This window comes from Planotetraspora kaengkrachanensis (genome assembly GCF_016862895.1).
Taxonomy (GTDB): Bacteria; Actinomycetota; Actinomycetes; order Streptosporangiales; family Streptosporangiaceae; genus Planotetraspora; species Planotetraspora kaengkrachanensis.
Genome location: NZ_BONV01000019.1, coordinates 183,203 through 205,333 on the forward strand (window position 1 = coordinate 183,203; position 22,131 = coordinate 205,333).

A 22,131-nucleotide genomic window follows, 5' to 3' on the forward strand; every position below is an offset into this window, starting at 1 on the left:
ATCCGAACCCGCGACCGTGGCAAGGGTGGCGTAATGCGGACCACATTGTTGCTGGGCCGGTTCGGCGCGATCAGTCCTTCTGCAGCAAGGTGATTGTCGACTTGTCCTGCCGATCGACGAACATGACGACGAGGTTCAGCCGTTCGTGTGCGAGTGGAGGGAGTCGCTCTGCCAGGCGGCGGAACTGCGGATTGTCCGGCAGGGCGAGTCCGTACTTGGCGGTGGGGTCCCGCAGTCGTTGGACCAGTTCGCCGAGGGCTCCGATGAAGTAGTTGGCCTGCTGCGCGGGATTGCCGGCTTCACCTTTCGCTTCCAAGTAAAGGTGCTCACGACCACGATGCGCTTCGATGTCGACCCCATGATTGCGCCCCCACGCCACGGTGACGCTCCAGCCGGCGCCTTCTAGATAGGCCTTCACCGCCGCCTTGACGGAGTCTTCGCTCAGCAGATCGCCGGAACGACGGACGGCCTCGTGACCTGCTGGACGGAGAGGAGTCGGTGGGGCGACTTCGGTTGTGGGAACAGTCGAGACGAGTGAATTAACGATCTTGCCGTCCGGGCCTACTCTGCGCGCGAGCATGCCACGGGCCTCAAGTCGCCGACAGACCTGATTGATCGTTTGCCTTTGTGGCGCACCCAACCGAAACGCAAGGGTGTCATCGTCCAGAGGTCGGCTGGATATGCGCAAGGCTTCTACAATGCGCTCCGCCCAAGAGGCCATCACGGAAACTCACGCTAACTGCGGTCGATGCGATCGGCCAGAGGCGATCATGACTGAGGGCGTGTTTCCGGACGTTTTGAATTCAGGTCCAGTGGCCAGTCAGCGGTTGGCCGGATCGTGCACACTATCGCTGAACCAGATAAGGCTTTCGACCACGGTGTTGTAGACATCGGGTTCCGTCAGCTCTGCGATCTTGAATGTCGGATAGAGTTCCAGCCTGGTCGCAGGAATGTCGATGCCGGGTGCCTCGTTGAGGCGCTGACGCAGCTCTTCTCTGAACTCGGGGTTGTCGAAAGGGCGTCTGTTTTTGAGCGTGCCGAAGGGCACCTCCACGGTCGTGGTGTACAGGCGGACCATGTTCAGTGACTGCTTGCCGCGTCGAATCGTCAGCGCACAAGATGGGCTGGCGGCTTGACTGAACTGGGTGTCACCTCCGCGCTCCCTCCACCAGTCGAGCAGGGTGCGTACCGCCGTGGCCGTCTGCCGGCCGTTCGCGTCCGCGACCTGTGCGAAAAATCGCGCTTCGTGCTCAGCTGCATCCCCCGGCGTTTCTTCGATCAACTCTGGATCGATCTGTTCTGTTTCTGGACTCGGAGGAAGCGCCTGGACCGGACCGTCCAACGCGACCAGAATTGCCCTGGCCACTTGTTCCAGCCGTTCGATGACCGAGTAAGTCGTGTCGGCGTCGATGGGAATCTTCTGGCCAGAACGATCCGGATCGCGGTCGGCCTCGTGGGAGATTTTGTTCCTGCGGTTCACGATTGTTGAGATCTCATCGATCACATGTTCATGCCTGATCTTCTCCCCGTCGGGGTCATCAGAGGAAAGGACCTTGGCTACTTCCGGCCATAGCTGGACATCGCTCACCATGGCGAAGCCTTCTCGGATCTTGTTCGGATTCTGGTATGACCTCCATCCGAGTGCCTCTTTCAGATGGCTGCGGAAGGCCACCTCCAGTGACGTAGTGCCGAGATGGACCGCCTCGAAAAGTTTCATCGAAACCTGGATGTCCAGGAATTTCCGAGGCTTGGCGGTCTCCGACTGCTGCGCGATGACCGGTGCCCGATGATAGATCTCCTCATGGACCCAGTGATCGATCGCCGCCACTGCCTGCACCCATGCCGCCCGATAGAGGTCGTCCACATCGAAGGAACCGACCCCGAGGCCGGAGAGTAACTTGCCGCCCTCGACCAGGCGCTTGGCATAGTCGAGATTCCGCTGAAGATCGGCGAATGCGGGCGTGGGAGGTGAGTGCAGCACGATGATCCTCATGCTTGAGTGGCGTGTCGACTATCCGGATTATGCGGGGGGCGGCAAGCCCGTACCTCGACGTTGGCCTAACCGCAATATTCCGAGGTCCCCTCAACAGTTCTCGGAGATGCTGGAGGGCAACTTGCCCCAGGAGGGACTCCAGCGCCAATGGTTGGGCGGGCATCGCTATTGCGCTGTGGAGCGTCAGGTAATCACGCTGATTCCCATGGTGCAGATGTACCTCCGCCCGACCGCCGCCGTACGGCTCGCGGTAGAGCCCCAGTTAGCCAGTTGGGATCGTATCGGGCATCCTAGCCAGCTCCGATTGGCTCGTTTTCTGACGCATGTCGACGCCATCGCCAGGCCCATGATGACCACCACCAACAGCCGACTCGCGGTGGAACTGGTCGTAGGTTCGGCCGACGGCGCGTCGCTCACGACGGGCGGTCGTGACTTGGACAACTATTTGTTCCCGATTGCGCAGCATCTGGGTGCGACGCGGCTGGCGGCCGTGTTCGGGCGAAAAGTGTACGGGCCGTCCTCGTTCGCAGTCGGTCCCGCGCTGCCCAGCAGTATCGTGCGTCCCCCTCGATTCGCGACCCGGATGGTCGGCTCCTACTCCCGGAAGGAGTGGAAGCAGAATCTTCGAGACCGGCTGTTGCAGGCGGGAGTGGGCCGAGCCGCTCCCGGTCCGTTGGCGATGGATATCGCCGTCATCACCGGTCCGGGCCGAAACTGGGCAAATGTCTGGAAGCCGCTCATTGACTCTCTTGGTCCAATCGTGGGAGAAGACCCGTGGAAGCCTTTCCATCCCAATGATGACCGTATTGTCAGCCTCGGATTACACCATGAGGTGGACGGCGGCGTCAGGCACGATGTGATCATCGAAATCCGGTGGGCCAACCTCTGAGGACGGTCGCCGCCCAAGCGTTGAGCCCGTGGCGGCTCGCTGTGAGCTGACGGACATGCCTGAGCGGACGAGCCGGGCGGGGCCCGTCCGCTCAGATGTGGTCGCCTATCCGGAGATCATGCTGCCCAGCGCGCTGCGCGCCTCGTCCATCCTGTCGACGGACACCGCCATGACGGCTCGGCCCTGGCAGATCGACATCGGCACCAGCCACTCCACGTTGACGTTGGCGTTGGCCAGCTTGCGGGCGAACCTGCCCCCCTCGCCGGGCTCGTCGACGCAGGTGATCTGAAGCGCGGGGTGAGCCGAGTAGTCGATGCCCGCGCCCTCCAGCGAGGCGGTGACGGCCGACTCGTCGGATGCGGTGAAGCAGACGACCCCGTGGTCGCCCGCGGTGACTCCGGCCAGTTCGATGTTGACGCCGTCGCGGCCGAGCACCTCACAGACGTGGGCCAGCTCACCGGGCTGGTTCTTGAGTTCGACGGTATAGATGTTCATGGCGACTCCCCCTCGGTCGTGGCCAAATCACATCTCCATTGCGACGTTACTCCCGCCCCGCCGGCCGCCGGGCCGAGGTCTCCCCGCAGACGCCGAACGCCGGCCCGCGATCGTACGGCGGGCCGGCGTCAAGCCCTCGTTCAGCCGTGGACGGCCGGGGGCAACAGGGCGGCGGCGGCGACGGCGAGGGGGTCCAGGCCGCTGCCGGGGGCGCCCGCGTCGGCGATCAGTTTGGCCCGCATCCGGGGATCCCAGAAGGACTGGATGTGCTGGGCGATCTCCTGCGCCGCGGCGGCCGGATCCCGCTGCTGGAACTGCGCCGAGATCTCGTTGGCCAGGCGGATGTGCGGGGGCGTGTGCGTCGTCGTCACGGTGTCACTCCGCCATCGCCGGAGCGGCCGTGGCCGGGGTGGGATTGCGCAACGCGACCTCGACCGCGGTGACCTTGTACTCGGGGCAGTTGGTCGCCCAGTCCGAGTGTTCGGTCGTCACCACGTTGGCCCCCGTCACCGGGTGGTGGAAGGTCGTGTAGACGACGCCGACCGGCATCCGGTCGTCGATCTTCACCCGAAGACTGGTCTCTCCGACCCGGCTGGTCAGCGAGACCGTGTCGCCGTCGCGGACGCCGCGCACCTCGGCGTCGTGCGGGTGCATCTCCAGGAGGTCCTCCGGATGCCAGGCCGAGTTGCCGGTGCGCCGGGTCTGCGCGCCCACGTTGTACTGCGACAGGATGCGGCCGGTCGTGAGGATCAGCGGGAACTTCCTGGTGCTGCGCTCCTTCGTCGGCACGTAGACCGTGTCGACGAACCGGCCCCTGCCCCGGACGAACCCGTCGATGTGCATGATCGGCGTGCCCTCGGGCGCGTTGTCGTTGCAGGGCCACTGCACGCTGCCGACCTGGTCGAGCTTGGCGAACGAGACGCCCGCGAAGGTGGGCGTGGTGATCGCGATCTCGTCCATGATCTGGGCGGCGTCGTCGTACTTCATCGGGTAGCCCATCGCCTGCGCGATCTCGCACACGATCTGCCACTCGTGCTTGCCGGTCTTCGGCGCCATCACCGGGCGCACCCGGTTGATGCGGCGCTCGGCGTTGGTGAACGTGCCGTCCTTCTCCAGGAACGACGTGCCGGGCAGGAAGACGTGGGCGTACTTGGAGGTCTCGTTGAGGAAGAGGTCCTGCACCACGACGAGATCCATGGCGGAAAGGGCCGCGGTGACGTGCTTGGTGTTCGGGTCCGACTGGACGATGTCCTCCCCCTGCACGAACAGCGCACGGAAGGAGCCGTCGATGGCCGCGTCGAACATGTTGGGGATGCGCAGCCCCGGCTCCGACTGGAGTGTGCGGCCCCACAGCGTCTCGAAGACATTGCGCACCGCGTCGTCCGACACGTGGCGGTAGCCCGGCAGTTCGTGCGGGAAGGAGCCCATGTCGCACGAGCCCTGCACGTTGTTCTGGCCGCGCAGCGGGTTCACCCCGACGCCCTCGCGGCCGATGTTGCCGGTGGCCATGGCGAGGTTCGCCATGCCCATCACCATGGTCGAGCCCTGGCTGTGCTCGGTGACGCCCAGGCCGTACATGATGGTCGCGTTGGGCGCGCTCGCGTAGAGGCGGGTCGCGGCGCGCACGTCGGCGGCCGGGACGCCGGTGATCTCCTCGACGGCCTCGGGGCTGTGCTCGGGGCCGGAGATGAACCTCTCCCACTCGTCGAAGTCCTCGCAGCGCTCCGCGACGAACTCGCGGTCGACGAGCCCCTCGGTCACCACGACGTGCGCCATGGCGTTGATCAGCGCCACGTTGGTGCCGGGCATCAGGCGCAGGTGGTGCTGGGCCTCGATGTGCGGAGACCTGACCAGGTCGATCCTGCGCGGGTCGGCGACGATGAGCTTGGCGCCCTGACGCAGCCTGCGCTTGATGCGGGAGGCGAAGACCGGGTGGGCGTCGGTCGGGTTGGCGCCGATGACGAGGATGACGTCGGCCTTCTCGACGGACTTGAAGTCCTGGGTGCCGGCGGACGTGCCGTACGTCTGCTTGAGGCCGTATCCGGTCGGCGAGTGGCAGACCCGGGCGCAGGTGTCCACGTTGTTGTTGCCGAAGGCCGCGCGCACCATCTTCTGCACGGCGTAGACCTCCTCGTTGGTGCAGCGGGAGGAGGTGATGCCGCCGATCGCGCCGGCGCCGTGTCCGGCCTGGATCTCCAGCATGCGCTTGCCGACGTACTCGACGGCCTCCCCCCACTCCACCTCACGCCACGGGTCGGTGATCCGCTCGCGCACCATGGGCTTGAGCTGCCGGTCGGGGTGGGAGGCGTAGCCGAAGGCGAAGCGGCCCTTGACGCAGGAGTGTCCCTCGTTGGCCTTGCCGTCCTTGTACGGCACCATGCGGACGACCTCGTCGCCGCGAAGCTCGGCCTTGAACGAGCAGCCCACGCCGCAGTAGGCGCAGGTGGTGAGCACGCTGCGGGTCGGCATGCCCAGCTCGACCACGGTTCGCTCCTGCAGCGTCGCCGTCGGGCAGGCCTGCACGCAGGCGCCGCAGGACACGCAGTCGGACTCCATGAAGCTGCCGCCGGCGCCTGCGGCGATCTTGGTGGCGAAGCCGCGGCCCTCGAGCGTCAGGGCGAACGTGCCCTGCACCTCGTCGCAGGCGCGTACGCATCGTGAACAGGCGATGCACTTGCTGGCGTCGTAGTCGAAGTAGGGGTTGGAGCTGTCGGTCGGCAGGTCGAGGTGGTTCTCGCCGTCGAAGCCGTAACGGACCTCGCGCAGGCCGACGACCCCGGCCATGTCCTGCAGCTCGCAGTCGCCGTTCGTCGGGCAGGTCAGGCAGTCCAGGGGATGGTCGGAGATGTACAGCTCCATCACCCCGCGGCGCAGCTCGGCCAGCTTGGGCGTCTGGGTGCGCACCTTCATGCCGGGCGTGCAGGGAGTGGTGCACGACGCGGGGGAGCCCTTGCGGCCGTCGATGTCCACCAGGCAGAGCCGGCAGGAGCCGAAGGGTTCGAGGCTGTCGGTCGCGCAGAGCTTGGGGATGTCGATGCCGGCCTCGGCGGCCGCGCGCATCACCGAGGTGCCCTCGGGGACCAGCACGGTCTTGCCGTCGATCTCCACGGACACGGTCGCCTCGCCCGGTCGGGCCGGCGTTCCGTAGTCCTGTTCCTTGATCAGGCTCATCGGCCCTCCTCCGTCGTCGTCGTTGCGAAGTCATCCGGGAAGTGCGCGAGGGCGCTCTTCACCGGCATCGGGGTCAGGCCGCCCATGGCGCACAACGAGCCTTCGGTCATCAGGTCGCACAGGTCTCCGAGCACCTTCAGGTTCTTCTCCCGGTCCACGCCCGCGACGATCCGGTCGATGACCTCCACGCCACGTACGGCGCCGACCCGGCAGGGGGTGCACTTGCCGCACGACTCGGCGGCGCAGAACTCCATGGCGAACCGCGCCTGGCCCGCCATGTCGACGGTGTCGTCGAAGACCACCACGCCGCCGTGGCCGACCATCGCGTCCGCCGCGGCGAAGGCCTCGTAGTCCATGGGCAGGTCGAACCGCGACGTGGGCAGGTAGGCGCCGAGTGGTCCGCCCACCTGGACGGCGCGCACCGGCCGTCCCGACCGGGTGCCGCCGCCGTACCGCCCGACCAGGTCGCCGAGGGTGATGCCGAAGGCGGTCTCCACGATGCCGCCCCTGGCGATGTTGCCGCCGAGCTGGAAGACCTGGGTGCCCCGGGAGCGGCCCACCCCGAGGTCGGCGTACGCGGCGGGGCCGTCGGCAAGGATCATCGGGACCGAGCCGAGCGTCAGCACGTTGTTGACCACGGTCGGCTTGCCGAACAGGCCCTCGAGCGCGGGGATCGGCGGCTTGGCGCGGACCATGCCGCGCTTGCCCTCCAGGCTCTCGAGCATGGAGGTCTCCTCGCCGCAGATGTACGCCCCCCCGCCGACGCGCACGAACAGGTCGAAGGAGAGCTCGGAGTCGAGCACCCGTTTGCCGAGCCAGCCCTGGTCGTAGGCGGTGCCGATCGCGGCCCTGAGGGTGTCGATCGCGTCCGGATACTCCGAGCGGACGTAGATGTAGCCTTCGCTAGCCCCGACCGCCCAGGCGGCGATCGTCATGCCCTCGATGAGGGTGAACGGGTCGCCCTCCATCAGCATGCGGTCGGCGAACGTGCCGCTGTCGCCCTCGTCGGCGTTGCAGCACACGAACTTCAGCTCGGATCCCGCCTCGAGGACGGTCTTCCACTTGATGCCCGCGGGGAAGCCGGCGCCGCCGCGGCCGCGCAGACCGGACTCGGTGACCTCGGCGACGACCTGTGCGGGGCTGAGGGACAGGGCGCGGCGCAGCCCGGACAACCCGCCGTGCGCGACGTAGTCCTCGGCCGAGACAGGGTCGACGACGCCGACCCGGGCGAACGTGACGCGTGTCTGATCGCGCAGCCAGTCGATGTCCTCGGTCGGGCCCAGGCAGAGGGGGTGGCCGGTGGCGCCGTCGAGAATGCCGGCCGCGACCAGGCCCTCGACGTCCTCCGGCGCGACCGGGCCGTACGCGATCCGGCCGGCGGGAGTCTCGACCTCGACGAGCGGCTCGAGCCACAACATGCCGCGAGAGCCGTTCCTGACGACGCGCACCGGCCGTCCGGCCTGGGCCGCGACGGCGTCGGCGACCTCGTCGGCGCCCACGGAGCGGGCCGCTGAGTCGCGGGGCACGTAGACGGTGGCGACCTGTCCGGAGGCGGTCATGCGCCCACCTCCAGCATGCCGTCCAGCTGCTCGGGACTGACCCGGCCGTACAACCGGCCGTCGACCTGGACCGACGGGCCGGTCGCGCAGTTGCCGAGGCAGAAGACCTGCTCGAGGGTCACCGCGCCGTCGGCGGTCGTCTCGCCGAAACCGACGCCGAGCCGCGCCCTGGCGTTGTCCGCCAATTGCGCGGCGCCCACGGCCTGACACGCCTCGGCCCGGCAGATCCGTATGGTCTTGCGACCAGGCGGAGTCTGCCGGAAGTCGTGATAAAAGGTGATGACGCCGTACACATCGGCCCGCGACAGGTTCAACTCGTCGGCCAGGATCGGGATCGCCGCCGGATCGACGTGTCCCATTTCTTCCATGACGGCGTGGAGAATCGGAAGCAGGGCGCCCCGGTCGTCGCGATGTTCCGCGACGATGGAGCGCACCCGATCTTCCAGAGATTGCGGGGGCGACGACGTCATGGACAGCCCTTCCCAAATCGCAGGACCCTTATAAGGGCACGGTCCTGCTGTTTCCCCCTCAGGTCCAATCGAAATCCGCTATCGCCTGATAGACGCCGCCTATCAGATGTGGTCAGCCGGGTTCGCTGCTGCGAATTTTTTTCGGGTTATCGGGGCGCCGGGCTGTAATCCCCCGCTCATCAGGGGGATTTCCTACGCGAGTCGAGTGACCGCCTCCTGCAGTTCGGTGACCCAGGACGCGGGGTCACCATCGCCATAGTGGAGATACACCTCGCGAGCGATTCCCGAGCTTTGATAGCCGTTGTCTTCGATCCACCGGGCGAGTTGTTCGTACGTGCCGCTCACGTCGTCCATAGGCCCGTGATGGATGGTCGTGGCCGCCTGCTCGACGGACGGCAGGTCGACGACGTCGAAGTCGTAGGTCCTCCCCGGCTCGAGGTTCGCCGGGGCGCCTGCGTGCGCCCGCACGCCATCGGGGACCGGCTCGTACCAGGCGACCGCCGGGCCCGTGATGGTGAGTCCGGCGTCGTCCAGCCGTTCGACCAGGTCCGCGTACAGGTGCTGGATCACCGGGCCGATCTTGTCGGACTCGTAGCTCTCCGCCGTGGCGCTCAGCTCGGCGAGGCGAACCCCGGAAACACTCTTGATCACGACATCCGCGGGCATGGCGCCCTCCGTTTCGATCATTCGGAGCCTCGCCTCGACCCTCGCCAGCCGTGCGATGTCGTCGGCCACCTGAGCCTCCAGCTCCGCGTGGCGCAGCCGCAACATGCCGCGCAGCTCGGCGGGACCGACCTTCTCCTCGAGGATCGGGCCCACCTCATGGAGGCTGAGGCCGAGGTCCTTGAGCGCGAGCAACCGGTTGAGGCGGGACAGCTGCCCCGCCTCGTAGTAGCGGTAGCCGCTGGCCTGGTCGACCCGTGCGGGCCGGAGCAGTCCGAGTGCGTCGTAGTGCCGCAGCATGCGCACGGACACGCGGCCGAGCCGGGCGAAGTCTCCGATACTGAACATGGTGCCTCCGGTCTACGGCCTCACACCGTGTCAGGGTCAACCGAGCGGTCCGCCGGGCGCCACACCCCCTCGGGACAGACCCACGGCGCGCCGCCGTCCGCGGCCGACCGCAGATCGACGGCCTCCAGGAACAGCCGCGCCCGCTCCGCGGCGGGCAGCCCGACATGGTCACGTGGTCCGGCGGCGCGAGGGTCCTCGCGTTCGAGAGTTCGCAGTATTCCGTCGCCGAACCCACGCGGCTCATGGAACCCCGCCTGCCGTTCCTCGAAGACCTCGGGGGTCTCGCCGCGCAGGGCGTCGTCTCTCGCGACGACGGGAAGTCCCGCGAGAGACGCCTCCCACGCCGCGATCCCCTGGGTCTCCGTCAGTGAGGCGGTCGCGAAAACGTCCACCCTGCGGTAGAGGTCCAGCAGGGCCCCGCGGTGCACACCCCCTGTGACGACCAGGTTGGGGCCGAAGCGTGCCCGCGCCGCGTCCAGCCGTAGTCCCGTGGCGCGATCCTTGCAGGGGCCGACGAGGATCAGCGTCGCGTCGCCGCGCCGGGTCAGCACGTGACCGAACGCGTCCATCAGGAAGTCGATCCCCTTCTCCCTGCTCATGCGTCCGACGTAGACGATGCGCGAGCCGCGCGGGCGGCCCTCGACGGACTCGCGGACGTCGTCCGGCAGCGTCTCCCCGCCGATCTCGGACGCCTCGACGCCCGTCGGCAGGACGAACACCGGGGCCTCGATGTTCAACAGGTCGGTGTACTGGGCCGTCTTCTCCGACGGGACGATCAGGAGGTCGGCGGTCCCGGCCCCCCGGGTGAGGATCTTCCTGAACGCGTGCGGCTCCCGTCTTGCGACCGCGGAGAGGATCTCCCGCCGCGAGGGGCGGCCGTGGCCGTCGTCCACGCTGAGAGCTGCGGGGAGCGCGAACAGCCACCCCAGGGGGTACTTCTCGACGTAGGCCTCGAAGTCGGTGTGCCAGGAAAGGGCGACAGGGGTCCGGGTCCGGTCGGCGGCGCGCAGCGCCGCGACTCCCAGGGGGCCGATGGTCTGAACCGAGATCACATCAGGCTCGAACTCCCGGATCCGCCGGGCGATCCACGCCGCCGACGCCAGGGACAGCGGGTAGCCGTCCACCGGCGTCCTGATCGAGCGCACATCCCATCGGACGGCACCGAGCGCGTCCGTTCCACCCCCGCGGCGCCGGCCCGGGGCGATGACCGCGACGGCGCACTTCTGCTCGACGAGACCGCGGATCATCGAGCCGGTCGAGGAGGCTATCCCGTCGACGCGGGGGGCGGCGGAGTCCGTCACCACGAGCACGCGGCGCCTGGACGGGTCATCGACGTCGGTCATGGCGACTGCATCCCTCGATCCGGGGGCGGATGTCGTCAGATCAAACGATCAACTCCCTCGGATCGTAACCGTTCGCCCGCCGTCGCGAAGGGGTCGCGGACAGACGAGGGACGAGTCAGACGAGTCAGACGAGTCCGACGAACATCGTGGTGTGCAGGATCTCCACATGCCGCCTGGCGACGTCGACGGCGGCGCGGGGATCCCTCGCGGACAGGGACTCGACGAGCTCCCGGTGTTCGCCGTTGGACTCGCGCAGGTACTCGACGGGGTAGGGCAGGTAGAACTGGTACAGGTCCTGCAGGACCTTCTGATACTCCGGTACGGCTCCCGCCAGCCCGGTGGCCTCGGCGACCAGGACATGGAACCGCTCGTCGAGCGCGTGGAAGTCCGCCCAGTCCTTGACCGCGTCCATCTGGCCGACCACGTCCGTCAGCGCGGCGATGTGGCCGGCGTCGGCACGCAGGGTGGCGAGGTGCGCGACTCCGCACTCCAGGAGCACGCGATGGTCGATCAGACGGTGGACCTCCGCGGCCGACTCCTGGTAGGCGGCGATCTCCGACACGACGCCCGTCGCGGGCGCCGACTCCACCAGGGTGCCCCCGGTCCTGCCGCGCACCCGGCGCAGGACCCCGTCGGCGCACAACGAGACCAGGGCGCGGCGGACCGTGATCTCGCCGACGTCCAGGGCGGCGGCGATGTCGGCGGCCGGCGGAAGCCGTTCGCCCGGCTTGAGCAGGCCGAGATCGACGGCGAGGCCGATGCGCGCGCGAACCGTGTCCAGAGCCGACAGCCGGCGGATTCCCGCGAGCGCCGGGGCGGCGAGGTCGACGGGCTCACCGGGCATGGGGGAGCCGGCGCGCTCACTGGACGCGGGGGACATGCGATCACGGTAGCTCACCGGCCAGAATCCGGAAAATGAATCATCTTGAGCACTATTGCGAAAACTGCTCAACATGACTTATTTTCGCCGTCATGTCCCGTGTGCTCCCCCTGGCGCTCGTGCAGGACCCGCCCGCCGCAGACCTCGACGACTTCGCCGAGGCCGTTCACGCGAGCGTCGCGAGCCTTCCGCAGACACGCCTGATCGCCTACCCGGAGCTGCACCTTTGCGGCACGGACGGCACACCGGAGGAGCGGGACGCCCAGCTCACCGCGATGGCCGAGCCGCTGGACGGGCCACGTGGACGCAGGCTCGCCGAGCTCGCGGGAGACCTGGGGGTCTGGCTGCTGCCCGGGACGGTCGTCGAACGCGGTCAGGGCGGAGCGATCCACAACACCGCCCTCGCCTACTCTCCGGAGGGACGGCTCGTCGCCTCCTACCGGAAGATGTTCCCGTGGCGGCCCTACGAGCCCTACCAGCCCGGTGACCGCTTCGTGGTCTTCGACGTCCCCGACGTCGGCCGCCTCGGCTTCGCCATCTGCTACGACGCCTGGTTCCCCGAGGCCGCGCGGCATCTCGCGTGGCTGGGCGCGGAAGTGATCGTCAACCCGGTCAAGACGACCACCTGCGACCGGGCGCAGGAACTCGTGCTCGCCCGCGCCAACGCCATCGTCAACCAGGTCTTCGTCCTCAGCGTCAACGCCGCCGGACCGGAGGGCGTGGGGGAGAGCGTGATCGTCGACCCGGAGGGCAGGGTCCGCGCGGCCGTCGGCCACGCCGGCGCCGTCGTGCTCACCGACGCGATCGACCTCGACGACGTCACCCGCGTCCGGCGGTACGGCACGGCCGGCCTCAACCGGATGTGGTCGCAGTTCCTCCCGGGCGACGCACCCATCGACCTCCCGCTCTATGAAGGCCGCCTGCACCCGGACCGCTGGCGGCCTCGGACCCCCCGATAGAAAGACCGGCACATGTCCCAGCCACCCACCCTCACGAGGTCGCTCGGCCTCAGTTCCGTCGTGTTGTTCGGCCTGGCGTACATGACGCCGCTGATCGTCTTGGGCATCTTCGGCATCGTCGCGGAGACCACCGGCGGCGCCACCCCTTCGGCGTACCTGATCGCGCTGGTCGCGATGCTCTTCACCGCCCACAGCTACGGGCGGATGGCGGCGGCCTACCCGGTCGCGGGATCCGCCTACACCTACGTGCGCGGCGCCATCGACTCGCGCGCCGGGTTCATGGTGGGCTGGGCGGTCCTGCTCGACTACTTCTTCCTGCCGATGGTCATCTGGCTGATCGGCGGCGCGTACCTGTCGGCGCAGTTCCCCGCTGTCCCCTTCGCCGTGTGGATCCTCGGCTTCATCGTGCTGACGACGGTGCTGAACCTGGTGGGCGTCAAGGTCGCGGACAAGGCGAACGGCCTGCTGATGACCTTCCAGATCCTGGTCATCGTCTTCTTCCTCGTCCTGGCGGTCGGCCACCTCGTGGGCGGACCGGGCGCCGGCAGCCTGTTCAGCATCACCCCGTTCTCCGGGACCACGGCCACGTTCTCCGGCATCACGGGCGGGGCCGCCATCGCGGCCTACTCGTTCCTGGGCTTCGACGCGGTGACCACCCTGACCGAGGAGACCAGGGACCCGCGCAGGACCATCCCGCGCGCCATCCTGCTCGTCGCGCTCATCGGGGGCGGGATCTTCGTGGTCGTCGCGTACGTCGCGCAGCTCCTGCACCCGGGCGGCGCGTTCGCCGACTCGTCGTCGGCCGCGTTCGACCTCGCCAAGCTCATCGGCGGCAGCCTGTTCGGCTCGGTCTTCCTGGCCGGGCTCGTGGTCGCCCAGTTCGCGTCAGGACTGGCCGCGCAGGCCGGCACCGCCCGCCTGCTGTACGCCATGGGACGGGACGCGGTCCTCCCGCACAAGCTGTTCGGCTACGTCCACCCCCGCTTCCGCACTCCCGCGTTCAGCATCCTGCTCACCGGCGCGGTCGGCCTCATCGCCCTGACGCTCGACGTGGCCACATCGACCTCGTTCATCAATTTCGGCGCCTTCGTCGCCTTCACCTGCGTGAACCTCAGCGTGATCGCCTACTGGCTGCGGGAGCGGAGGGCGGGGCGCGCGCTCGGCGTCACGGGGCACGTGGTCGTCCCGGTGATCGGGGCCGCGGTCTGCGTCTGGCTGCTGACCAACCTGGACTCCAAGGCCATCACACTCGGTCTCGCCTGGCTCGCGATCGGCGTGGTCTATCTGGCGGTCCTGACCGGAGGCTTCCGCCGTCCGACGCCGGAGATGCGGTTCGGTGAGGCCGAGCCGGACCAGGCGTCCGCCGGCACCAGCTGACCGCATCGGGACTTTCCCCGTCGAACCCGGGGCTTCGGTGGCATTCTGACCGGAGCCCCGGAGATCCTCCGGGCCTGAGCCGGGAGGTCGCGATGCTGGAACCCACGGTCGTCGCCCGTGCCGATCAGCCGTACGTGGCGATCAGAGGCCGGGTCTCCATGGACACCATCAGTGAGATCGCCGACCGCTTCCCCGAGATCTTCGGCTGGCTGTACTCCCGCGGCATCGCGCCCGCTGGAGCGCCCTTCTTCCGGTTCAACGTCATCGACATGGCCGAGAGCCTGGAGATGGAGGCGGGCGTGCCCGTGACGGACGCCGTCCCAGGTGAAGGGGCGATCATTTCGGGCGTACTGCCCGCGGGGCGCTACGTCAGCGTGACCCACGTCGGCCACCCCGACGACCTGATGGACCTCACCGCCGAGGTGCTGAGGTGGGCCGCCGAGCGCGACCTGCGATGGGACATGACGCCGACCCCCGAGGGTGAGCGGTGGGGATGCCGGCTCGAGCTGTACAAGACCGATCCCGCGGTGGAGCCCGACATGGGCAAGTGGGAGACCGAGCTGGCCTTCCGGCTGGACGACTGACCGTCTCCCGCTGCGCGGAGTGAATCGCCTCCGCCGGACTCGCCCAGGCGCCGGCCCGAGCCACACGGGCTCCCGGCGCTGAGATTCCGCGGGCCGGCGAGAAATGATGGGCCCCTTCCGTACATAAGGAGAGCGTCCGCATATCTCGCCTACGTAGGGAAATCAGTCATGGGAACCGCTTATGGATGACGAGCGGCCGGCCAGATTCGAAGTCGTCTACAAGCGGGCGTACGGCCAGATCACGGCTTACGCCGCGCGCCGCTGCGATTCGCCGCAGGACGCGGCGGACCTGGTGGCGGAGACCTTCGCCATCGCCTGGCGGCGTGTGGACGAGCTGCCGCCGGGAGAAGAGGCCACGCTCTGGTTGTACGGCGTCGCTCGCAACGTGCTGGCCAACCATCGGCGCGGCGAGGTGCGCCGCCAGGCGCGCAGTGTCGAGCTCGACGCCGAGATGGCCGACCTCTACGGGGACTCCCCGGACAGCGGGGTAGAGCTGGAGGCGATCGCCCAGGTGTTCCGCACCCTGCCCGACGACGACCGTGAGCTGCTGTCACTGGTCGCGTGGGAGGGCCTGGACCGTCAGGAGATCGCCACGGCGCTCGGACTGTCACGCAACGCCGTACGCATCAGGCTCCACCGTGCCCGGAGGCGCTTCTCACGCGCGCTCGACGAGGCGGGCGTCCGGGTCACCTCCCAGAGCCGGCTCATCCCGGCGGAGAGGACGCTGTGAAGCACATCGACGAGATCGAAGTCTTGATGAGATCCCTTCCCCGGGTTCGACCTGGAAGGCCGGGAGGCAGTCCGTCCGACGCGGGGGCGCGGACGTTGCTGGCCTCGATCCTGGAAGAGGAGCCCGGCACGACCGTCATGGAGCCGCGACGCCGGCACGGCTTCCGGCGCCTGGCTCTGAGCCTGGCCGCCACCGTCGTGCTCGTCACGAGCGTCGTCGTCGGTCCGAGCCTGCTGCAGGGGGGTGGGGCCGCGAGCTCCTACGCCAGCTCGGAGATCGAGATCCAGCGGGAGGGGGACCAGTACGTCGCCCGGATCAAGGATCCCTACGCCGACGCTGAGAAGTACAGCAAGGCGTTCGAGGCGGTCGGCCTGGATGTGGACCTGCTCATCGTCCCCGTCTCCCCGAGCCGGGTGGGCATGGTGGTGGAGGGGAGCCTGGGCGAGGAGAGACCCGGGATCGCGAGGACGTTCACCTCGGCGATGGTGGGCCGGGACGAGGAGATGTGCAAGGCGGGACAGAAGGGCTGCTATCTGCTGCTCCGGCTGCCGGCAGACCTGACGGGGAAGTCCTGGTTCAAACTGGGACGCCAGGCCAGGCCCGGTGAGACCTACGACAGCCCGGGGCGGGCCACAGGCGCGGGCGAGGACCTCGCCGGAGCCAAGGTGCACGGACGTCCGGTCGGCCAGGTCATGGGCGAGGTGCGTAAGCGGGGTCTGACGGCCGGGTTCGAACTCGTGGAACCTTTCGGGCCGGACAAGGGCTACGCGCTGGATCCCCTGACGGCCGACCAGGTGGGAGACGACTGGACCGTATGGGACGCCGAGTCGGTCAGGGCGGGGGCGGTGCGGTTGCTCGTCACCCGCGAGCATCTGACCTACAACCCGATCTACGGCATGGACTTCCAACCGGAATCCTGACGCCGGCCGCCCCGCACCTCGCTGTGTCCCGGAGAGCAGACCGGCACGGGACACGGCGAGGTTCCGGCTCGTCAGTCGCGTCGGGCCGATGGGGACGGCCCTTCACGACGCGGTGGAGCCGGCGAACCACGCCACCCATCGGCGTTGCCAGGGCGTCTCGACCGCCCTGTGGTGGTAGTTCGCCCGAACCCAGCCGACGGCCTCGCCGGGCGGCAGGCCCGTACGGGTGACCAGGCAGGCGATGGCGGTGCCGGTTCTGCCGACGCCCCCGTTGCAGGCGACCTCGACGCCGAGGCCCGATCGTGCGCGGTCGTGCAGCAGGACGATGGAGCGGGCTGCGGCGTCACGGTCGAGGGGGAGCAGGAAGTCCGGCCAGGAGACCCATTCATGCGGCCAGGTCAGGGACGCGTCGTGGCGGCGCCGGAGAACCGCGGCGCCGAGGTAGAGGCCGAAGTCGGGCACCGGGCCCTCGGGCAGGCGATCGCGCAGCCCGCGACCGCGGATCCGGACCCCGTCGGGGAGCTGGATCGAGCCTGAGAGCGATGCCATGCGTATGCAGCTCCTACGGGCGTTCTCGAGGTTCGGCCGTCACCGGCGCCTGTGCCGGTTCGGGCGCGTTCCTACGATGCCCCCCATGATCGCGGGATCGACACGGCAAGTATTCCGGTCGTCTCGGTGTACGTCCACGCGTGGAAACCGTCGGCGCCCGGGACGGATCCGCCGTCCGGCGGGCACGACGCGGGCTGGACCGGCGAGGTGCGCCACCGTCGCACCTCGCCGGTCGTTTTCAGGACGTCTGACCCGCCCGGTCCACGATCGCGATCTTGATGATCGCGGTGGAGTCGAGCACCTGACCGGCCGTGAGCCCGTCCTGGTCCCTGACCTGCGTCGAACGTTCGCCGAGGAAGGCGTGGGTGCGCGCATCGAAGATCAACTCAGTCCTCGAGCCCTGCACCTGGGTCAGCGCCACGGCGACGCCGGTACGACCGGCCTCGTCCTTCACGTCGCCGACCACCGTCACCCCCGGAATCCGCGCCACCGCGTCGAAAACCGCGGCCAGCGTGGGAGGCGAGAGGTACGCCTCGCGGATCAGGTCGCCCGCCGCGTTGAACGCGTCCTGGTCCCGGGGATTCTTGGTGCCGCCGCCGGCCCGGTAGAGATAGGCCAGCATGCCGTCGGCGTCCGCCGGCAGATCCCTCCTGTAGTGGGCCTCCGGCTCGCACGGCTGGGTCCCGGTCTTGCCGCCCTTGCTCTGGACGCGGACCCCGTCGCGGCATCCCGGCATCTCGATGACCTTCGCACCGCCGCCGGACTTCGCTCGCTCACGGATCAGCCCGTCGCGTGTTCCGTCGGCCGAGAACCAGGCCTGGCGCCGCTGGGAGATGACGGTCATGTCGCCGGGGTCGGCGCCCTGTCCCTGTGGCATTCCGACGGCCGTGGTGATCGACTCCGCGTAGACGAACTGGTCGCCCCGGACCACCACAGCGGGCAGGTTCCGCGCCGCCGACGCGGCGCCCTGGAGGATGCGCACCGCCGCCGAGGCGGTCGACGCAGGCGGGTTCCCTCCGACGTTCACCACCTGGGTCGTCAGCACGCCTGCCGTGAGCGCGGCGGCGAGCCCTCCGGCCGCGGCGATCCGCCGGCCCGTCGAGGGCATCGTCAACCGCGGCAGCCGGAACCCGGCCCGGCCAGAATCCCGGGCGGTCTCGGCCAGCACCCGCTGACGCAGCCGCTCGGGCGGGGTCGCGGAGGCCGGGTCCAGCGCCGTACCCAGGTCGTCCAGAGTCTTCAGCTCGTTCATCAAATCTCCTTGAGCGTGGAGAGTCCCGCTTTCAGGCGGGGAGAAGACGCGGCACGGTGCCGCACGGAATAATCTCGAACACGCGTTCGGTATTGCCTGGCCGTGCCTTAGAGTGCTGGACATGTCGCAGATCGTGAAGCGGGCATTCAAGTTCCGCTTCTACCCGACCCCGGATCAGGCCGACGAGCTTGCCCGGACGTTCGGCTGCGTCCGCCTCGTCTACAACAAGGCACTTGAAGAGCGGACCCGCGCCTACACGATGGAAGGCCGCAAGGTCTCCTACGCGCAGTCGTCGGCCGCGCTGACTGAATGGAAGCGTTCGCAGGAGTCGGCGTTCCTCAACGAGGTGTCCAGCGTTCCGCTTCAACAGGCGCTGCGCCATTTGCAGGCGGCGTTCGCGAACTTCTTCGCCAAGCGAGCCAGGTACCCGGCGTTCAAGTCCCGCAAGAAGTCCCGACTGAGCGCCGAATACACCCGCAGCGCGTTCCGCTGGCGGGACGGGCGGCTGTGGTTGGCGAAGATGGACGGCCCGCTGAACATCGTTTGGTCGCGTGCGCTGCCCGACGGTGCGGAGCCGTCCACGGTGACGGTGTCGAAGGACACGGCCGGACGCTGGTTCGTGTCCATCCTGTGCATGGACCGGATTCGGCCGCTCGATCCGACAGGGACGATGGTCGGTGTGGACGTGGGGGTCACCGCTTTGGTGACGCTGTCCACCGGGGAGAAGGTCGTGAACCCTCGGCATGAGCAGGCCGACCGACGCACCCTGGCCAAGGCCCAGCGGGCACTCGCCCGTAAAGCCAAGGGAAGCGCGAACCGGCAGAAGGCGAAGCTGAAGGCGGCCCGGGTGTACGCCCGGATCGCCGACCGTCGCCGCGATCACCTGCACAAGCTGACCACTCGGCTCGTCCGTGAGAACCAAACGGTCGTGATCGAGGACCTCACCGTGCGCGCCATGGTGAAGAACCACACGCTGGCCCGCGCCATTTCTGACGCCTCCTGGCGGGAACTGCGGTCCATGCTGGAGTACAAAACCGTCTGGTACGGGCGGGAACTGGTCGTGATCGACCGATGGTTCCCCAGTTCGAAACTGTGCTCGGCGTGCGGCACCCTGCAAGGCACGATGCCGTTGAACGTCCGGGAGTGGGTGTGCGCCTGCGGCGCGGTTCACGACCGGGACGTCAACGCAGCGATCAACATCCTCGCCGCCGGGCTGGTGGAGAGGTGAAACGCCTGTGGAGCTGGTGTAAGTCCTCAAGGGAGTTCTCCTGGCGGGCGACTGGCGGTGAAGCAGGAACTCTCACGGGCGACCGTGGGAACCCCTTACTCCAAGAAGGGGAAGGTCAACGATCCTCCTCGATCACCGTGGTGGGGTTGCTTCCGCCGAGCGCTTCCCGGATCCGCCGCCGCGCCCGGTGCAGCCGTGACCGGACCGTGCCGATCTTGATCTGCAACGTCTCGGCGACCTCCTCGTAGGTGAACTGACTCCAGGCGACGAGCAGCAGCACGTCGCGGTCGGCGGGGGAGAGCCGCCCCACGGCCTGGGCGAGCGGGCCGCGCAGCGCCTGGGCGGTCACCGCCGCGGCGACCTGGTCGGCGAGCCCGTCCACGACGTCGCCCGCGCCTGCCCGGGCCAGCGTCCGGTAGCGGGCCTCCTCGGCCCGGCGTCGGCGGGCGATCTCCCTCGTGACGATGCCGAACAGCCACGGCCGGGCGTCCGGCCTCGTCAGGTCGTACTTCCGGCGCTGCCGGAACGCCGCGAGGAAGGTCTCCGCGACGACGTCCTCGGCGTGCTCAGGACCGACCCGGCGGTACGCGTACCGATAGAGCTGGGCCGAGTACCGGTCGTACAGCACGGCGAATTTCTCGGTGTCGCGCAAGGACGCCTCGATGACCGCGGCGTCATCGGCGTCCCGCGTCGTCGTGATCGTCACCACAGCGAAGCGGACTGGTGTAACCGGTTCATTGACTTCCTCCCGTCGTAGCGACATCGGACACCCATGTCTCTGCGGCAGGGAGGTTTCGAGTTCACGCTCGGCGCGCAGGACTGCCGTCCGTACGCAGGCGGATCAGCCGAGGATGCCCCGCTCGTACGCGACCGCGACGGCCGCGGCCCGGTCCTTGACCCCGAGCTTCGCGTAGAGGTGGGTGAGATGGGTCTTGACGGTCGCCTCGCTGATGAACAGCACGACGGCGATCTCACGGTTGGACGTGCCCTTGGCGACGAGGCCGAGCACCTCGCGCTCACGAGAGCTCAGAGGCTCGCCGCCGGGCGCTCTCACGCGTGAGACCAGGCGGGAGGCGATGGCGGGCGACAGGACCGTCTTGCCCTCGGCGGCGGCACGCACGGCGGTGAAGAGGTCGTCGCGCGGCGCGTCCTTGAGCAGATAGCCGGTGGCGCCCGCCTCGATCGCGGGCAGGGTGTCGGAGTCGGTGTCGTAGGTGGTGAGGACGAGCACCTTGCAGCGCAGGCCGCGGCGGGTCAGCTCGGCGATGGCGTCGACTCCGCCGCCGCCCGGCATCCGCAGGTCCATCAGGACCACATCGGGATCGAGGAGGGCGGAGAGCTCGACCGCCTGCTGTCCGTCGGCGGCCTCGCCGAGGACCTCGAACTCGGGGTGCGCGGCGAACATGCCGCGCAGCCCGTCACGCACGACGGGATGGTCGTCGACGATCAGGAGGGTGATTGCGCGCTCAGCCATGGCGCACCAACGGTACGCGAGCGGAGATGGCCGTGCCGCGTCCCGGCTCGGACTCGACGTCGAACGTCCCGGCGAGGCGTTCGGCGCGGGCGCGCATGCCGCCGAGGCCGAAGCCGCGCGCGGTCTCGCGGCGGGGCAGCGTGAGCGGGTCGAAGCCGCGGCCGTCGTCGCGGACGTCCAGGCTCACCTCGTCGTCCATGTACGACAGGGTGACGCCCACCCGCGTGGCGTGGGCGTGCCGGTCGGCGTTGGCGAGCGTCTCCTGGGCGATGCGCAGGACGGTGGCCTCGACCTCGTCGTGCAACGGCTCGACGATGCCGGTGACGGTGAACTCGGCCCGTACGCCCGTCGAGGCCGACCACGTGGTGACGAGGTTCTTCAGCGCCTCGGGGAGCGTGTGGTGCTCAAGCGCGCCGGGACTGAGGTTCTGCACCGACCGGCGGGCCTCGCCCAGGCTGTGGCGGGCGAGGGCGGCGGCGCGGTCGACGTGGTCGCGGGCGGTCGCGGGGTCCGCGCTGTCGGCGGCGGCCTGGAGTTGGGTGATGATGCCCGCCAGGCCCTGCGCGAGGGTGTCGTGGATCTCGGCGGCCAGGCGCCGGCGTTCGTCGTTGACACCGGCCTCCCTGGCCTGGACGAGGAGCCGGGCGTTCAGTTCGGCGTTCAGCTCCATCGCCTGCTCGAGACGGGCGTTGGCGTGCTCGAGCTCCGTGATGGTGGCCGCCTTGGCCTTGGCGGTCTCGGCCTCCCTCAGCCCGATCGTGCCGAAGACGATGGTGAGCGAGGCGTTGACGACGTACAGCGCCGCGAAGGCGATCCACTGCGTGCCGTCCTTGATCGGCAGACCGCCGGACTGCGAGCCCGCCATGGTCACGGCGGTGGCCAGCAGCCCGGCGTACATCAGACGCCGCGGCAGCAGCCTGGCGGAGTCGAAGTAGCCGAGCGCCGCGTAGATGGCGAAGAACGGGTTCAGCCAGGTGAGCGCGAAGCCGAGCGCGAACCGCACGACGTAGTAGGCCCGCCCCCGCACGTCGAACTCGGGCAGGCCGGGGCCCGTCCTGCTCCACCACAGGTGCAGTGCGAGCGCGGCCACGACGAGCACCCCCGCCGCGTACTGCTCGCCACGCGTCATCATCAGCAGGCCGCTGGAAAGGGCCGAGATCAGCGTGGCGAGGCCCAGCATGATGTAGGGGATCCAGCGGAGGGGCCGTTCCCCCCAGTTCGCGGCCGCGGTGTCGGCTTGCGTCACC

General features: G+C 68.8%; 21 protein-coding genes and 1 pseudogene. 7 read left to right on the top strand and 15 right to left on the bottom strand.

Annotated features, from left to right (window positions below):
- Positions 1-70 precede the first annotated feature (70 nt).
- Both Pka01_RS22230 and Pka01_RS22235 read right to left on the bottom strand, forming a co-directional pair.
- Complete coding sequence (locus Pka01_RS22230; RefSeq protein WP_203884757.1) at positions 71-580, bottom strand: hypothetical protein; 510 nt, start codon at positions 578-580, stop codon at positions 71-73.
- A gap of 240 nt (positions 581-820) precedes the next feature.
- Positions 821-1,993, bottom strand: coding sequence for a hypothetical protein (locus Pka01_RS22235; RefSeq protein ID WP_203884758.1), 1,173 nt, complete (start codon positions 1,991-1,993; stop codon positions 821-823).
- Here Pka01_RS22235 and Pka01_RS22240 point away from each other — a divergent pair.
- Positions 1,983-2,882, top strand: a complete 900-nt coding sequence (locus Pka01_RS22240) for a hypothetical protein (protein ID WP_203884759.1) — start codon at positions 1,983-1,985, stop codon at positions 2,880-2,882. The two genes, Pka01_RS22235 and Pka01_RS22240, sit on opposite strands and share 11 nt — an antisense overlap.
- 105 nt (positions 2,883-2,987) lie before the next feature.
- On the opposite strand, the gene Pka01_RS22245 is transcribed toward Pka01_RS22240, so the two are convergent.
- From Pka01_RS22245 to Pka01_RS22280, 8 genes are all read right to left on the bottom strand, one after another.
- The gene (locus Pka01_RS22245) at positions 2,988-3,377 is read right to left on the bottom strand and encodes a hypothetical protein (RefSeq protein ID WP_203884760.1); all 390 of its coding nucleotides are present in this window, start codon (positions 3,375-3,377) and stop codon (positions 2,988-2,990) included.
- 140 nt (positions 3,378-3,517) lie between these two features.
- On the bottom strand, positions 3,518-3,748 hold the full coding sequence (locus Pka01_RS22250) for a formate dehydrogenase subunit delta (protein ID WP_203884761.1): 231 nt from the start codon (positions 3,746-3,748) through the stop codon (positions 3,518-3,520).
- A gap of 4 nt (positions 3,749-3,752) precedes the next feature.
- Positions 3,753-6,548 (bottom strand): formate dehydrogenase subunit alpha, encoded by a 2,796-nt coding sequence (fdhF, locus tag Pka01_RS22255; protein WP_203884762.1) that lies wholly within the window; start codon positions 6,546-6,548, stop codon positions 3,753-3,755.
- Entirely contained in the window at positions 6,545-8,107 is a 1,563-nt protein-coding gene (locus Pka01_RS22260) for a formate dehydrogenase beta subunit (RefSeq protein ID WP_203884763.1), read from the bottom strand. The genes fdhF and Pka01_RS22260 overlap by 4 nt, the downstream gene beginning before the upstream one ends.
- Positions 8,104-8,541: a formate dehydrogenase subunit gamma gene (locus Pka01_RS22265; protein ID WP_203884764.1), complete on the bottom strand. Its 438-nt coding sequence runs from the start codon at positions 8,539-8,541 to the stop codon at positions 8,104-8,106. The genes Pka01_RS22260 and Pka01_RS22265 overlap by 4 nt, the downstream gene beginning before the upstream one ends.
- A 228-nt stretch (positions 8,542-8,769) precedes the next feature.
- Positions 8,770-9,588: a MerR family transcriptional regulator gene (locus tag Pka01_RS22270; RefSeq protein ID WP_203884765.1), complete on the bottom strand. Its 819-nt coding sequence runs from the start codon at positions 9,586-9,588 to the stop codon at positions 8,770-8,772.
- 20 nt (positions 9,589-9,608) lie between these two features.
- Positions 9,609-10,931, bottom strand: coding sequence for a glycosyltransferase (locus tag Pka01_RS22275; protein WP_203884766.1), 1,323 nt, complete (start codon positions 10,929-10,931; stop codon positions 9,609-9,611).
- Positions 10,932-11,055: 124 nt separating this feature from the next.
- A complete protein-coding gene (locus Pka01_RS22280) occupies positions 11,056-11,811 on the bottom strand; it encodes a FadR/GntR family transcriptional regulator (RefSeq protein ID WP_239115194.1) in 756 nt (251 codons plus the stop codon).
- Positions 11,812-11,903: 92 nt separating this feature from the next.
- Here Pka01_RS22280 and Pka01_RS22285 point away from each other — a divergent pair, with 92 nt between their 5' ends.
- From Pka01_RS22285 to Pka01_RS22305, 5 genes are all read left to right on the top strand, one after another.
- Entirely contained in the window at positions 11,904-12,770 is an 867-nt protein-coding gene (locus tag Pka01_RS22285) for a carbon-nitrogen hydrolase family protein (RefSeq protein ID WP_203884767.1), read from the top strand.
- A 12-nt stretch (positions 12,771-12,782) separates the two neighbouring features.
- Positions 12,783-14,147, top strand: a complete 1,365-nt coding sequence (locus tag Pka01_RS22290; RefSeq protein ID WP_203884768.1) for an APC family permease — start codon at positions 12,783-12,785, stop codon at positions 14,145-14,147.
- Between the two features lie 92 nt (positions 14,148-14,239).
- Entirely contained in the window at positions 14,240-14,731 is a 492-nt protein-coding gene (locus tag Pka01_RS22295) for a GyrI-like domain-containing protein (protein WP_203884769.1), read from the top strand.
- 181 nt (positions 14,732-14,912) lie between these two features.
- Positions 14,913-15,461: an RNA polymerase sigma factor gene (locus Pka01_RS22300; protein WP_203884770.1), complete on the top strand. Its 549-nt coding sequence runs from the start codon at positions 14,913-14,915 to the stop codon at positions 15,459-15,461.
- On the top strand, positions 15,458-16,381 hold the full coding sequence (locus Pka01_RS22305; RefSeq protein ID WP_203884771.1) for a hypothetical protein: 924 nt from the start codon (positions 15,458-15,460) through the stop codon (positions 16,379-16,381). The genes Pka01_RS22300 and Pka01_RS22305 overlap by 4 nt, the downstream gene beginning before the upstream one ends.
- 102 nt (positions 16,382-16,483) lie before the next feature.
- Here the strand turns inward: Pka01_RS22305 and Pka01_RS22310 are convergent, their stop codons facing one another.
- A complete protein-coding gene (locus Pka01_RS22310) occupies positions 16,484-16,930 on the bottom strand; it encodes a protein-tyrosine phosphatase family protein (protein ID WP_203884772.1) in 447 nt (148 codons plus the stop codon).
- 238 nt (positions 16,931-17,168) lie between these two features.
- Positions 17,169-18,182: a CU044_5270 family protein gene (locus Pka01_RS22315; RefSeq protein WP_203884773.1), complete on the bottom strand. Its 1,014-nt coding sequence runs from the start codon at positions 18,180-18,182 to the stop codon at positions 17,169-17,171.
- Between the two features lie 121 nt (positions 18,183-18,303).
- On the opposite strand from Pka01_RS22315, the pseudogene Pka01_RS22320 reads away from it, so the two are divergent.
- Positions 18,304-19,506: pseudogene (locus Pka01_RS22320) on the top strand (RNA-guided endonuclease InsQ/TnpB family protein); the annotation flags it as partial.
- A gap of 19 nt (positions 19,507-19,525) precedes the next feature.
- Here the strand turns inward: Pka01_RS22320 and Pka01_RS22325 are convergent.
- The 3 genes from Pka01_RS22325 to Pka01_RS22335 all read right to left on the bottom strand — a co-directional run bounded on the left by Pka01_RS22325 (position 19,526) and on the right by Pka01_RS22335 (position 22,130).
- Positions 19,526-20,116: an RNA polymerase sigma factor gene (locus tag Pka01_RS22325; RefSeq protein ID WP_308442265.1), complete on the bottom strand. Its 591-nt coding sequence runs from the start codon at positions 20,114-20,116 to the stop codon at positions 19,526-19,528.
- 135 nt (positions 20,117-20,251) lie between these two features.
- Positions 20,252-20,884 (bottom strand): response regulator, encoded by a 633-nt coding sequence (locus Pka01_RS22330; RefSeq protein WP_203884776.1) that lies wholly within the window; start codon positions 20,882-20,884, stop codon positions 20,252-20,254.
- The gene (locus Pka01_RS22335) at positions 20,877-22,130 is read right to left on the bottom strand and encodes a sensor histidine kinase (protein ID WP_239115195.1); all 1,254 of its coding nucleotides are present in this window, start codon (positions 22,128-22,130) and stop codon (positions 20,877-20,879) included. Before Pka01_RS22335 ends, Pka01_RS22330 begins: the two co-directional genes overlap by 8 nt.
- Between the last annotated feature and the right edge of the window lies 1 nt (position 22,131).

Coding starts and splice junctions, on each gene's coding strand:
- Pka01_RS22245 (WP_203884760.1), bottom strand. CDS start 3,377: ATGAACATCTATACCGTCGAACTCAAGAACCAGCCCGGTGAGCTGGCC.
- fdhF (WP_203884762.1), bottom strand. CDS start 6,548: ATGAGCCTGATCAAGGAACAGGACTACGGAACGCCGGCCCGACCGGGC.
- Pka01_RS22275 (WP_203884766.1), bottom strand. CDS start 10,931: ATGACCGACGTCGATGACCCGTCCAGGCGCCGCGTGCTCGTGGTGACG.
- Pka01_RS22330 (WP_203884776.1), bottom strand. CDS start 20,884: ATGGCTGAGCGCGCAATCACCCTCCTGATCGTCGACGACCATCCCGTC.
- Pka01_RS22295 (WP_203884769.1), top strand. CDS start 14,240: ATGCTGGAACCCACGGTCGTCGCCCGTGCCGATCAGCCGTACGTGGCG.
- Pka01_RS22310 (WP_203884772.1), bottom strand. CDS start 16,930: ATGGCATCGCTCTCAGGCTCGATCCAGCTCCCCGACGGGGTCCGGATC.
- Pka01_RS22285 (WP_203884767.1), top strand. CDS start 11,904: ATGTCCCGTGTGCTCCCCCTGGCGCTCGTGCAGGACCCGCCCGCCGCA.
- Pka01_RS22260 (WP_203884763.1), bottom strand. CDS start 8,107: ATGACCGCCTCCGGACAGGTCGCCACCGTCTACGTGCCCCGCGACTCA.
- Pka01_RS22240 (WP_203884759.1), top strand. CDS start 1,983: ATGATCCTCATGCTTGAGTGGCGTGTCGACTATCCGGATTATGCGGGG.
- Pka01_RS22230 (WP_203884757.1), bottom strand. CDS start 580: ATGCTCGCGCGCAGAGTAGGCCCGGACGGCAAGATCGTTAATTCACTC.
- Pka01_RS22290 (WP_203884768.1), top strand. CDS start 12,783: ATGTCCCAGCCACCCACCCTCACGAGGTCGCTCGGCCTCAGTTCCGTC.
- Pka01_RS22300 (WP_203884770.1), top strand. CDS start 14,913: ATGGATGACGAGCGGCCGGCCAGATTCGAAGTCGTCTACAAGCGGGCG.
- Pka01_RS22315 (WP_203884773.1), bottom strand. CDS start 18,182: ATGAACGAGCTGAAGACTCTGGACGACCTGGGTACGGCGCTGGACCCG.
- Pka01_RS22280 (WP_239115194.1), bottom strand. CDS start 11,811: ATGTCCCCCGCGTCCAGTGAGCGCGCCGGCTCCCCCATGCCCGGTGAG.
- Pka01_RS22235 (WP_203884758.1), bottom strand. CDS start 1,993: ATGAGGATCATCGTGCTGCACTCACCTCCCACGCCCGCATTCGCCGAT.
- Pka01_RS22270 (WP_203884765.1), bottom strand. CDS start 9,588: ATGTTCAGTATCGGAGACTTCGCCCGGCTCGGCCGCGTGTCCGTGCGC.